Below are 11366 nucleotides of genomic sequence, written 5' to 3' on the forward strand. Positions count from 1 at the left end.
TTCCCTCAAAGGCTGATGCAGCCGCTTGGGCACGGGACAAAGAACGCGCAATAGATCGAGCAGAACTACCCGTCAGTCACCGCGAACTTAGGAGCGCAACAGTATTAGATTTGCTGAAGCGCTACGAGTTGGAGATTACCTCCAAGAAGCGAGGCGCAGACCAAGAGCGCTTCAAGCTTCGCGTCATCGGCTCCCATAGCATCGCCAGAGCGTCCTTGGATAAACTTTCAGGGACAATGGTCGCCAATTACCGAGATGAGCGTTTCAAAAGCGTTTCAAGCGGAACTGTGAGGCGTGAGCTTGCCATCCTTCAGCATTGCTTCGAGGCTGCACGGCGGGAATGGGATCTACCCATTATGCAGAATCCGGTTCGTCAGATTTCTTTGCCAGAGCCGAGCAAGGCCCGTCAGCGCCGCCTCTCTCCAGAAGAAGCCGAGAGGCTTTGGATAGGCATTGAGCGAGCACGGGCTTGATATCTGGAACCGTTGATTACCCTGGCTATCGAAACAGGGATGCGCCGTGGAGAACTCCTCTCGATGCGATGGCAGGCGATCAACGCTAGGGCCCGAACCATCACAATTCCGCTCGCGAAGAATGGGCATCCACGTACCGTCCTATTATCGCCGAGAGCCATCCAGATCTTTGACGATCTGCCACGCCACGGTGAATTGGTCTTTCCCATTAAGCCTACGGCCGTTCGGCTGGCATGGGAGCACCTCGTTCAACGCGCAGGCTTGGCCGACCTGCGCTTTCATGATCTCCGCCATGAGGCCGTGAGCCGTTTCTTCGAGGCAGGCCTCAATTGTCCCGGAGGTAGCACTTGCCCAGGAGGCTTTCGCCGTCATCCGCGATGCGATGCAGGAGAAGGGGCGCGCTGGCATCGCCCGAGTTGTCATGGCCCGTAGCGAGCGCATGGTCCTTCTAGAGCCATTGGGTAAGGGTCTTCTGGCGACCGTATTGCGGTATCCTTGGCTTCAACCCGGTCCCTGGCAAGGAGCCTCTTGTGTTTGAAGGCCATGACGAGCCATACATCGAGTTCATCAAAGAACTCACCCCGCCTCAGAATGCCATCACGACGGCATCGGATGCAGCCGTTCTGTTTCGGATCGAGGGTTATTGGGACGCTCAGTCCGAGTTCGAGGTGGTGGAAGCATGAGCACCAATCTCACCCTCCAACTGCATGACCTCGAGCAAGCACAGGCAGATACGATCGTGGCACACCTTCGATCTTATCTTAGCAGGTCGTGACGTTGCACACGGACATGTTCCGGAGACTTCTCTTTAAGGGAGAAGGTGTTCCTCTTGAGCTTGCTGAACTCTTTGAGGATGCAGGCAACACCTACATCACGCTCCCAGAAAGCATTAGCAAGCTTCATCTTCAACGCGAGTTCTCACAGGTTGAAGAGCAGCTTAATCCCGACATCAAACCGGCTCTGCGCCTTGATCCGCCGCAGAGCAGGGTTAAACCACGGATTCGCCGGGCCAAACATCTCACTGAGCCAGTCGAAAACTAGGCGCACAGGGCGCGAGTTCAGACGCTCTGTCAAAGCCATGGCATGCAAAGGGACCGATACCTTGACGTCCAGTTCTAGCGGAACAGCATCAGGCTCAAGAACGGTGTAGCTGCCGAGGAGCCCGATGCCGAGACCCGCTTTGACAAGCATTCCGTACGCCATTCAGTTATCGCAAAAGTGGGCAATCTGGCCTTGTGAGACAGCCTGGTTCCAGGAGTCCCACAAGCCTGTTCTCGCCATATAGAACTCTGACTGCAGGAAGTAATGCTGATTCAGGTTAGAGCGCGTCGGAATGCCATGTTGCCGAATGTAAGATTTCGCGACGATCGGGATAAAGTGGAGATGTCCCAACTTCTGAACAAAGATGTCCGACGCCTCAATTGGACTAAACCCGATCATCATATCGGTTTGGCTGTCGCGGAGGCTGACAACGTTCGCAGGGCTCTTGAGATGGAGCTGGATTTTTGAATGCTCGGCAGCAAAGCCTGACACGGCAGGTGCAACGAAGAAGGTGTTCAGCCCGTTCGTGATGCTGACGCGAACGATGCCTTCCGCTTCCTTGTTTTCGGCCCGCAAGTCGTTGCTCAAGGCAAAAAGCGAATGATCAAGGCTGGTCAGGGCGTGAGCGAGCGCCTGGCCTTTTGCAGTGAGTTTGACGCCATTCTTGGTCGGCACGAAGAGCTGCGACCCCATTTGATTCTGGAGCCGCCGAACCTGGCGACCGACCGTTGAGGACTTGTGTTCAGGATTTCAGCGGCACGGTTCTGCGGCGGCATTATCACTGTTTTTTGGGTCTTCCCAGGACTGTTGTCTCTTGCCGGGGATGCTGTCTGCACATTATAACCTTGCAACTGTAATTAGCGGCGCCGATCCTCATGCCACCTTAAGACGGGCGCTGCTGGGCGGGGGCAACAATGACACGATCCCAGGCACAGCGCTGGCGGAGCCATGCTTTAGGAGACTGGAATCTCTCTCGCCTGGCCTTGATGTTAGCTCTTGTACTTGCTTTGACGGGCTTGAGCCCGTGGTCCGCTGAGGCTGCTCAGGTTCCACCGGTTAGCCTCTCCGCCACCATCTCCGACCCGAACCCCGCTGAACCCGAGGACGCGCCCGACACCAATCTCGAATCCGGCGTCTCCGCGGATCCCTGGGACCAGGATCTCCCGCCCGATCCAGCCAGCGCTGCGGGAACCGATCCGCAGAACGGTGCTCCTATTCCCCTCCACCCGGCCGATGATGCCAAGGCGCCAACGCTGGCCGAGAGCGGCTCCAATGCCCCGGCGGAGATCCCGGGCGGCACGGACCCGAAGGCTATCGAGGCCCCGGAGGCGCCCTTCAACGGCAGCTACACCTATTCGGTACCGATCGAGGTGCCGCCCTATCATGGGCTCGAGCCCAAGCTGCGCCTGGTCTACGACTCCAACCGTGGCCTGGCCGCCGGCCGGGCCCTTGCCGGCTGGGTGGGCACCGGCTGGTCGCTTGAGGGCTTCTCCAGCATTGTCCGCATCGCCCCCCGGCGCGGCACGCCGCTGTTCGACCTCAACGACCGCTGGATGCTCGATGGCGAGGAGCTGGCCCCCTGCACCCGCGACATGGGCGGGGCGAGCTGCAAGACCGGCGGCACGCACACCACGCGGATCGAAAGCTATCGCCGCATCGTGCGCGATGATGAGCGCAACCGCTGGACCGTCACCGCCCGCGACGGCACGACCTACACCTATGTCTCCTCCGGCTTGCTCGGCGCAAGCAGCCCAACCGACGCCAACCTGCTCCAGCACCATACCTACCTGCTTCAAATGGCCGAGGACACGCATGGCAACAAGGTGCAGTACGGCTATCAATGCGCCTCAGCCACCGTCTGCTACCTGAGCACGGTGAGCTACAACGGCACTCTGATCAGCCTTTACCGCGAGGCCAAGCCGGATCCGATGCCGGTGGCCACAGGCGCCAGCCTGGAGCAGGTCGGTCAGCGCCTCCGCACCATCCGGGTGCAGGTCGGCAAGCGCGAGACGCGCGCCTATGCGCTCTCCTACGACCGCGGCCCCATCACGGACTCGTCGCGGCTGGTGGCAGTGAAGGAATATGCCAGCAACGTGGTGTTCAACCCCGACCGCACCATCAAGAGCGGCAGCTCCCTGCCGGCCATCCGCTTCACCTATTCCGGCAGCGCCGTCGCCTATGCCAAACGCGAATTGCCGAACCGGCCCGGCGACACCTACGGCCCGGGAGACAATTACGGGCTTCAGGCGGTGGAGGTGAACGGCGATGCGCGCGTCGACCTCATCAAGGTCCGCTATTGCAAGATCGAGAACACTCCCCCTGGCGATCCCTATGGGGGCGATCCGGTGGAGAGGAAGCTGTGTGGCCTGGGTCTGGCGATGGCCGGCACCGGCGGGCCTACGAAGTTCGTGGCGCTCACCCCCGTCTCGACCGATCCCGACGAGGCCTTGGGCCGTGCGTCCCCCGCCGGGCCTTTGCTGGCGGGCTCCACGAGCATCACGAACAGAAGCTGGCGCTGGCAGGCCGGCGACTTCGACGGATCCGGCACGCAGCAGCTCCTGCGCACCACGACTTGGACCGAGAAGACCAGTTCTGTCGAAGGCAGCGAAACGGTCGAGCAGACCAAGTATCATCTCAGCACCGCGCTCTACCGCTTCGACGACAAGAAGCGCACCTATACGATTCAGGCCTGGGGTCCCCGCGAATCCGTGGATCCGGAGACCGGAACCGGCGAGCCGCCGCCGGGCTGGGGCGCCTCGGCGGCGGCCGATTTCAACGGCGACGGCAAGGTCGATTTTCTGTTCGGCAACACGCTTTACTCGTCGAACGGACCGGGCAGGGAGCCCAGCCGGACGGTGATCCCGTTCCAGCCATGCTACCGGTCCACCCTGGGGCCGTACAAGGTCGGAGACTTCAACGGCGACGGCAAAGCCGATCTCGTCTGTCGCGAGGTCTCGGTCTATGGCAAGGGCCTGGGCCTGTTCCTCTCCACCGGCACTGGCTTCGTCAAGCGCTCCTTCACCCCGGTGCCGGCCGATGTTCTGGGCATCGACGGCGTGGACAGCCCCAGGCTTGCGGCGCCCAGGAAGGAGATGCGTGTGCAAGAGCTCCTTGCCGATTGGCCTCTTGTGGATAGGCCTCTTGCGGATGGGCCTCTTGCGAACGAGCTCCCGGAGCAGAGGCCGTTGGGGCAGGAGCCTCTCGGGTCGGAGACCTGGGGCGAGCCTGTTGCGGAGGCCTCCGCAACAGGCGCCTCGGCCGCAGGGGCGATCGAGCCCCTGGGCGGCGCGACGCCGGCGGAAGGCTATGAGCGCGAGCTTGTGGTGGGCGACTTCAATGGCGACGGCAGGGCCGATCTCGCCTCACTGATCCCGCGGACCCAGACGGTCTGGGTGCTGTTGTCCACCGGCAAGAGCTTCACGATCGAGCGCTGGGGCTCCTTCGTGCCCTATCAGCGCAGCCGCGCTGGCGTCGGCGACTTCGACGGCGATGGGCGCACCGACCTCTTCCTGCCGCTCTCCACCAACAGCCGCGCCACCCTGCTGCTCAGCCGCGGCGGCAGCTTCAAGGCGATCGCGGGACCGGCCGCCCTTTCCGGCGAGGCCGCCGACTTCAACGGCGACGGCAAAACCGACCTGGTGCACGCTCCAACGTTCTTCTCCCAGCCCGCCATTCTCTGGCTCGGCACCGGGGCACCGCAGGACCTGATGACCCAGACCACCAATATCTGGGGCGGCACCACCAGCATCGCCTACAAGCCGTCGTCCCACTACACGCCCACCCCCGGCACCTCCAACCGCCTGCCCTTCGTGCTGCAGACGGTGAGCCGCATCACCAAGAACGACGGGCGCGGCACCAGCGCCACCACCGCCTTCACCTATCTTAACGGCAAATGGCACAAGGGCGAGCGGCGCTTTCTCGGCTTCAAGACCGTCACCATGGCGCTGCCCTGCACGGCGGGCGAGAGAACCTGCCCCACCCATCACTACACCTTCCGCCAGGATCTCGCCTCGATCGGCAAGATCGCGCGCAAGCAGGTCAAGGTCGGCACCGTGACGCTGCGCACCACCGAGGAGACCTACGCGGTCAATGCCACCAAGGTGCCGTACCGGACGCAGAACACCAAGACCGTGACCACCGAGCATCTCGCCGGCGGCGGGCGTCGGCGCGCGGTGGCGCGCGCCTTCGACCTGTTCAACAACGTGACCATGCTCACCGAATACGGACGCGAGGATGTGAGCGGGGACGAGCGCAAGATCGTGCGCCTCTACCGCCCCGACGTCAGGAAGTTCATCGTGAACAACCCGGTGCAGGAGACGGTCTCCGGCTTCTCCGGCGGCGCCTTCCGGGAGCTTTCGAAGACGCAGTTCGCGTATAATGCGGAAGGCGACCTGGTGCGGCTCCTGCGCTGGCTCGATACCAAGAGCGCTTTCGTCGCCCGCACGTACGAATACGATCGGTGGGGCAATCGCATCACGGTCCGGGACGAGCTCAACAATCCCACCTCTACCGTCTACGACAGCACCTATCATCTCTATCCGGTGAAGGTCACCAACGCGCTTGGGCAGTTCACCACCGCCACCTATCGCAGCTTCGTCTGCGGCAAGCCGGACGAGACCACCGATCTTAACGGCCAGACGACCACCTATACCTACGACGTGTTCTGCCGCCCGACCCGCACTAGCCTGCCCGGCGGCGGCTATACCCGCATTGTCTATTATCCGCTGGCCAAGCCCGACAGCCAGGGCAGCATCGTCTACACGCCCTCCGCCGACGGCATCTCCGAGCAATACACCCGCACCACGCTCGACGGCTTCGGCCGGCCCTGGCGCGTAGCCTCCAAAGGTCCGGCGGGGCGGGATATCGTCTCGGATACCGCCTACAACGCCCGCGGGCAGGTGGTGCGCAGCTCGCGCCCCTACTATGCCGGCCAGCCGGTGCTATGGACTCAAGCCTTCTATGACGGTCTCGACCGGCGCGTGCGCCAAGTGCTGCCCGACGGCAATGCGATCATCACGGCTTACGCCGCGAGCCGCGACCGGCTCGGCTTCGACGTGGTGCAGACCACCGACGAACTGAGGCGCCGCACTGATCTGCATCGCGACGTGCGTGGCCTGACGCTGCGGCAGGAGAAGCTGCCCGGCACGGCGGAGGCGGTCTCGACGACGATGACCTATGACGGCTTAGGCCGCCTCCTCACCCTCACCGACGGCGCCGGCCATCGCTTCGCCTACACCTACGACACGCTCTCACGGCGGCTGACGGCGGACGATCCCGACCGGGGCCTGTGGCGCTCCACCTACGACGATGCTGGACGGCTCCTGACCCAGACCGACGCCAAGGGGCAGGTGCTTGCCTTCACCTCGGACGCGCTCGGGCGCGTGAAGACCAAGACGGCGCAGGCCGATCCGGCCGCCCCCGGCGAGGTCACGACTTACGTCTATGACGAGCCGCGCTCCGGCTTCTACAACATCGGCCGGCTCACGAGCCTGTCGAATGCCGCCGCCGCCCTGCGCTTCAACCACGACCGGGACGGGCGCAAGGTGGAGGAGGTCCACGCGGTCGATGGGCGGACCGCCACGTCCGTCACCGCCTACGACCGCGGCGGGCGGGTGAAGGCGCGGCGCTATCTCGGCATGGGCGCGGCCCTCGACGAGGTCGGCCACGAGGCGAGCGCCGCCACCGCCTGGAAATACGACGGCGCCGGACGGCTCACCGCCATTCCGGGCCTGTTGACCCAGGTCAGCTACGATGCGTCGGGCCAGCCGCTGAAGGTGAAATACGCATCGGGGGCCGAGACCACGCGCACGTATTCGGCCCCACGCGGCTGGCTGATGAGCCTGCGCACGCAAGCCGCCACGCGGCTGATCGATCTGACCTACAGCCGCGACGCGGCCGGGCGGATCACGCAGCTCGCCGATGCGGTGAATGCCGCCCAGAGCTGGACCTACATCTACAACAACCGCGACGAGCTGTTGACCGCCACACCGGGGACGGGGCCTGCGCAGAGCTTCAGCTATGACAAGGCCGGCAACCTGCTCAGCAACTCGGGCGTGGGCGCGTACGAGTATCCGCCGGTGGGCTCGGCCCGGCCGCATACGCCTGTCACGGTGAACGGGCAGGCCTACACCTATGACGCCAACGGCAATCTGTTGAGCGGCGGCGGACGCACGTACAGCTGGGACGCGGAGAACCGGCCGGCGGCGGTGGCCGCAAGCAACGAACGCGGCGAGCCGGTCACCTCAACCTACGTCTACGCTCCCGACGGCTCACGGCTGAAGAAGATCGTGCGTTCGGCCACAGGGGTGCAGGAGACGCTGTACTTAGGCGCTGACGTGGAGCGCTCAGCAGACGGCGTCTGGCACAAGTACCCGCATCCTGAGTTCCGCCTCAGCGACGTCGGCGTGGCGCGCAAGGTGATGGTGCTGCACAAGGACCACTTAGGCTCGGTGAGGTCGGTGAGCGATGCCTATGCGGGGCTGAAGAAGAGCACGGCGTATGCGCCGTATGGGAAGCCGACGACGAGCGGATCGGATCCCGAGCCGAAGAGCTTCATCGGCGAGCGCTTCGACGGCGAGACGGGTCTGCTGTATCTGAACGCGCGCTACTACGATCCCGTGCTCGCCCGCTTCATCTCGCCCGACAGCCTCGATCCGATCCTGCCGGGTGTGGGGACGAACCGGTATGCGTATTCGCTCAATGATCCGGTCAATAAGCGGGATCCAAGCGGGAGTGAGTTGGAAAGTGTGAAAGGCTCGTCGGACCCTGAGACTGCAGCTCTGGCGGATTGGGAATCCGACAAGATGGCCTTAGATCCTGAAAAGCCTGCTGACGCTGCGTTAGGCGAATATCTCGATACCAAGACGGCTAGCAAAATTGGGGCACTCCATGATGACCGAACAAACATGGGGATTGCCGTCGATCTTGCATCTAAGAACTACAATGGAGCAGCTTCACGCTATCAACGTACTCTTGAAGAAATCAAAGCGGGCGGAGCATCCCGATCCGCAAGGGAATTGGCCCAAAGTGAGAAAATCGCTAACGCACCTCGGACCATGAGTCCAGCTGAGCGTCTCGCGGCAAATAAGCAGGTTGGTGAAGAGTTCAAGCAGTCCGTAAAAGATAGATTGGAATCAATGGGTTTGGAGGTTGCAGAAGAAGTTACTATTGTCACGTCTAACGGAGCTAGATTCCGCGCAGATTTGCTCACTAAGGATCCAATGACAGGAGCCGTTGGATGTATAGAGTGCAAAGCATCATCTACGGCTCGCCTTTCCCCTAATCAGCGGGTAGGTTTTCCCGACTTCGCTCAGAATGGCGGTACAGTGACAGGGGCAGGTAAGTCGCCTTTCCCAGGAGGGACTGAGCTGCCCCCCACCCAAGTTGACATAATATTTGGCCCTTAGGAACTGCAAGTGTCTGTTGAAGAAACGAATAAGATTGACTTCATCCGCACTGAGCATGGGACTGGCAAGGTTTTGCTTGTCATAACAGATCATCTCGAATGGGATTCGGATGACGAAAGCACTCAGTATCATGTAGACATCTTGGAAAGAAAAGTTGAGTCTTATCTTGATTTTGTAATCAATGGAGAGCTGAACTACAAGTTTCCACAGTTATCCAGACGGGATGTTGTCATACTTCTATTTTGCAAGCACAGTCCCGAGGGTAAGGGCGCTAAGTTGATCTCTGCCTTAGGAGCGCTTCTGCAAAAAAATAACATATCTCTCAGAGTTGAAATACTTGACTCACACTAATGTTGCGGGCGTAGTAATAATTTGAGCGGACGCTGCACACGCTTGTAATCTTTAGGGCGCTCTTAACGGCGTCTGGCACAAGTACCCGCATCCTGAGTTCCGCCTCAGCGACGTCGGCGTGGCGCGCAAGGTGATGGTGCTGCACAAGGACCACTTAGGCTCGGTGAGGTCGGTGAGCGATGCCTATGCGGGGCTGAAGAAGAGCACGGCGTATGCGCCGTATGGGAAGCCGACGACGAGCGGATCGGATCCCGAGCCGAAGAGCTTCATCGGCGAGCGCTTCGACGGCGAGACGGGTCTGCTGTATCTGAACGCGCGCTACTACGATCCCGTGCTCGCCCGCTTCATCTCGCCCGACAGCCTCGATCCGATCCTGCCGGGTGTGGGGACGAACCGGTATGCGTACTCGCTGAATGATCCGGTCAATAAACGGGATCCGAGCGGCAAGTCGGTCGATGCGAATGGTGGCATGACGGCTGACGGCCCGCCGGGCTCCAACGATGATGACTATGAGAAAGGCGGCGATCCAGCCAAGGAAGGTAACACTCCTGGAAAGGACGAGAAGAAGCCCGATGAGGTAACTGATCGTCCTATTAAGACAGCTCAGAACCTGCCGGACTGGAAGAAGGAAGCCGGTGCCAAGTACAGCATCAACGAAGCTGTAAAAGCGTGGCAGGGTGGAAGAGCAACGCCTGCTCAGGCAAACCAATTGCGTGATGCAGGGCTTATCTCGGTAGAGGATGCGCTTGCAGTTGAAAAAGCTTGGGTAAGTACAAAGCTCCCGGATAGCCGTCTGAGCGCACCACCAAGTGGTCGGGGGCGGGCGCCAGTAGGTGATGATGGGCATCCTGTTGAACTGCATCACAATGAGCAGTTACCAGGGACCCCCAAGACTGAAATGACAAGGACAGATCATCGTCTTGGAGAAAATTTCTCAAAAAAACCACCCGAATACTGGGCAGGAGCCGAGCCAGATAGACCGAACTGAATTCACAAAAGAGCGCAGGGATTATTGGTCAAAGGAGTGGGATAGTGGAAGATTCGACAGGTTTCAGAATAACGAGTGATTATTCTGACAAAGGACCATCAATCGTGATCGAAGATGACGGGCGTGTCTGCTACGCATACTATATCTCTGGGGAGGGTGAGATTGCAGGTGATGTTTGGCTGTACAATCGCTGTAAAGCACCAACCGCTCCTGAGTGGACAGATAGAAACAAGGCACCCTTCGCCAACCCGGCAGAATTCGTGCGGCAGGACACGGCATTCCCTCTGCCCTCGGGCCCTCAAGACCTTCAAGTCAGGTGGCTTAATAGGCCGGGTGGATTGCGAGCCGAGATCCTTCTCAAAGATCTAACTATCGGCGAGTTAGCAGAAGGGTCGAAGCCAGGTTTTGCGCTCGCAGCTTTTAAAAATGGGCCACTTGCAAGAGTATTGAGCACCTCAGGCTCTTAAGGCCCAGATGTTTCCGGGCTTTTACAACATGGGCGATCTTATCCACGTGACGGATGCTGCCGCGACGAGCTGTTGACCGCCACGCCGGGGACGGGGCCTGCGCAGAACTTCAGCTATGACAAGGCCAGCAACATGCTCACCAACTCGGGCGTGGGCACCTACGAGTATCCAGGCGTGGGCTCGGCCCGGCCGCATACGCCGACCAAGGTGGCGGGGCAGGACTACACCTATGACGCCAACGGCAATCTGTTGAGCAGCGGCGGCCGCAGCTACAGCTGGGACGCGGAGAACCGGCCGGTCGGCGTGGCCTCGACGAACGAGCGCGGCGAGCCGGTCACGAGCACCTATGTCTACGCTCCCGACGGCACGCGGCTGAAGAAGATCGTGCGTTCGGCCACAGGGGTGCAGGAGACGCTGTACTTAGGCGCTGACGTGGAGCGCTCAGCAGACGGCGTCTGGCACAAGTACCCGAGCCCTGACTTCCGCATCAGCGATGTCGGCGCGGCGCTACTCAAGTCGGCAGCAATCCGCAGAAACATGACGTATGGTCATGAGTTGCAACACTGCAACAGCTTGTGAATTAGTGATCCCCTCTCCAAATGCAATATTGTAGCGCTAGGCTCATCCTCCTAGCCTACGT

10 protein-coding genes are annotated in these 11366 nt (G+C 61.0%); 8 read left to right on the forward strand and 2 right to left on the reverse strand.

What is annotated here, in order from left to right; translation table 11 throughout:
• The first annotated feature begins 110 nt into the window (after positions 1–110).
• From ACUXUR_RS24055 to ACUXUR_RS24070, 4 genes are all read left to right on the forward strand, one after another.
• The gene (locus ACUXUR_RS24055) at positions 111–473 is read left to right on the forward strand and encodes a hypothetical protein (protein ID WP_445504873.1); all 363 of its coding nucleotides are present in this window, start codon (positions 111–113) and stop codon (positions 471–473) included.
• 63 nt (positions 474–536) lie between these two features.
• Positions 537–905, forward strand: a complete 369-nt coding sequence (locus ACUXUR_RS24060) for a tyrosine-type recombinase/integrase (protein ID WP_445504910.1) — start codon at positions 537–539, stop codon at positions 903–905.
• Complete coding sequence (locus ACUXUR_RS24065; RefSeq protein WP_445504874.1) at positions 856–1011, forward strand: hypothetical protein; 156 nt, start codon at positions 856–858, stop codon at positions 1009–1011. The genes ACUXUR_RS24060 and ACUXUR_RS24065 overlap by 50 nt, the downstream gene beginning before the upstream one ends.
• The gene (locus ACUXUR_RS24070) at positions 1004–1156 is read left to right on the forward strand and encodes a hypothetical protein (protein ID WP_445504875.1); all 153 of its coding nucleotides are present in this window, start codon (positions 1004–1006) and stop codon (positions 1154–1156) included. Before ACUXUR_RS24065 ends, ACUXUR_RS24070 begins: the two co-directional genes overlap by 8 nt.
• Before the next feature lie 235 nt (positions 1157–1391).
• Here the strand turns inward: ACUXUR_RS24070 and ACUXUR_RS24075 are convergent, their stop codons facing one another.
• Together ACUXUR_RS24075 and ACUXUR_RS24080 are read right to left on the reverse strand one after the other, a co-directional pair.
• On the reverse strand, positions 1392–1676 hold the full coding sequence (locus ACUXUR_RS24075) for a hypothetical protein (protein ID WP_445504876.1): 285 nt from the start codon (positions 1674–1676) through the stop codon (positions 1392–1394).
• Positions 1677–2189 carry a LysR substrate-binding domain-containing protein gene (locus tag ACUXUR_RS24080; RefSeq protein ID WP_445504877.1) on the reverse strand — a complete coding sequence of 171 codons (513 nt, stop codon included), beginning with the start codon at positions 2187–2189 and terminating at the stop codon, positions 1677–1679.
• Between the two features lie 311 nt (positions 2190–2500).
• On the opposite strand from ACUXUR_RS24080, the gene ACUXUR_RS24085 reads away from it, so the two are divergent.
• From ACUXUR_RS24085 to ACUXUR_RS24100, 4 genes are all read left to right on the forward strand, one after another.
• Positions 2501–8920, forward strand: a complete 6420-nt coding sequence (locus ACUXUR_RS24085) for an RHS repeat-associated core domain-containing protein (protein ID WP_445504878.1) — start codon at positions 2501–2503, stop codon at positions 8918–8920.
• Between the two features lie 9 nt (positions 8921–8929).
• The gene (locus ACUXUR_RS24090; protein ID WP_445504879.1) at positions 8930–9271 is read left to right on the forward strand and encodes a DUF6572 domain-containing protein; all 342 of its coding nucleotides are present in this window, start codon (positions 8930–8932) and stop codon (positions 9269–9271) included.
• Between the two features lie 118 nt (positions 9272–9389).
• Positions 9390–10259 (forward strand): RHS repeat-associated core domain-containing protein, encoded by an 870-nt coding sequence (locus ACUXUR_RS24095; protein ID WP_445504880.1) that lies wholly within the window; start codon positions 9390–9392, stop codon positions 10257–10259.
• 539 nt (positions 10260–10798) lie between these two features.
• Positions 10799–11305 (forward strand): hypothetical protein, encoded by a 507-nt coding sequence (locus ACUXUR_RS24100; protein ID WP_445504881.1) that lies wholly within the window; start codon positions 10799–10801, stop codon positions 11303–11305.
• Positions 11306–11366: the final 61 nt, after the last annotated feature.

Source organism: Microvirga medicaginis, assembly GCF_052658925.1.

Excerpts from the sequence above, each read along its gene's own strand:
- ACUXUR_RS24060 (WP_445504910.1), top strand. The coding sequence starts at position 537 with ATGCGATGGCAGGCGATCAACGCTAGGGCCCGAACCATCACAATTCCG.
- ACUXUR_RS24065 (WP_445504874.1), top strand. The coding sequence starts at position 856 with ATGCAGGAGAAGGGGCGCGCTGGCATCGCCCGAGTTGTCATGGCCCGT.
- ACUXUR_RS24075 (WP_445504876.1), bottom strand. The coding sequence starts at position 1,676 with ATGGCGTACGGAATGCTTGTCAAAGCGGGTCTCGGCATCGGGCTCCTC.
- ACUXUR_RS24085 (WP_445504878.1), top strand. The coding sequence starts at position 2,501 with ATGTTAGCTCTTGTACTTGCTTTGACGGGCTTGAGCCCGTGGTCCGCT.